Source organism: Arthrobacter sp. E3 (assembly GCF_017353415.1).
Classification (GTDB): domain Bacteria; phylum Actinomycetota; class Actinomycetes; order Actinomycetales; family Micrococcaceae; genus Specibacter.
The window spans coordinates 1-866 of record NZ_JAFMPX010000092.1 but is presented as its reverse complement, the minus strand read 5'-3'; the positions used below and the strand labels follow the sequence as shown (position 1 = coordinate 866).

Annotated in this window: 1 protein-coding gene; it reads right to left on the bottom strand. The window is 63.0% G+C overall.

Annotated elements, in window-relative coordinates:
- The coding region (locus JMA46_RS16770) for an IS1595 family transposase (RefSeq protein ID WP_348770212.1) at window positions 1-610 on the bottom strand (610 nt) is incomplete at its 3' end.
- Window positions 611-866 lie beyond the last annotated feature (256 nt).

Here is an 866-nt window from a genome sequence, read left to right as displayed (position 1 = left end):
ATGCCTGGAGATGCTCGGGTTGCACGCTGCCTTGGTAGGTCCCTTCAAGGACCCGCTTCGATAGTGAAAACAAGAGGTGTACCCCCGGCAGGGAAAGGTGCGCGGGCTGGCCCGATGCTTTGATATTGTGCACCTCAATCGAGACGCCGGCGGCTGTCGCCGCTGGTGGGTATGGCGGCCACCCATCCGTGATGAGTGTCGCCCCGGGACTCACGTGGGTTCGGATGAAATCGGCCAGGCTTGCCGATGATGCGTCGGGGATGATCTGCAGCCTGGCCCGGCCAAATCCTGTGCCACGGCGCTCAATGGCGCCGGCCACGAGCGTTTTGCCGGCGGCGCCGCGACCAAATGTGCCGTGCCTGTCTCCGCCGATGAAGGTCTCGTCCATCTCGACCCGTCCGATGAGCCGGTCTCGTTCTGACTGGTGCATCACCGATCGGAGTTTGTGCGTCATCGTCCATGCACTCTGGTAGCTGCCGAGCTCCGTCACCCGTTGCAGGGTCAATGCCGACACTCCTTGCTTCGATGCCATCATCAGCCATGCTGCCTCGAACCAGACGGTCAGCGGGGTGCGGGTGCGGTGGAACACCGTTCCTGCACCCACGCTCACGCGGCGTCCGCAGCCAGCGCACCGATGCATTCCAGGCACCGTGGACCAGTCGCCGACATCCGCGCACCACGGGCAAACGAACCCATCCGGCCAACGCAGCCAATCCAGATAGTCACGACAATCCGCGTCCGACCGGAACCATGCCCGCAGTTCGGGCAATGATCCCGGAAAATCCCGGCCCTCCACTGGCACATCCATCATGAGCCACACAATACGCGCAGCCCCCGACATCACGGCAGTTACATGGATAGCCAAT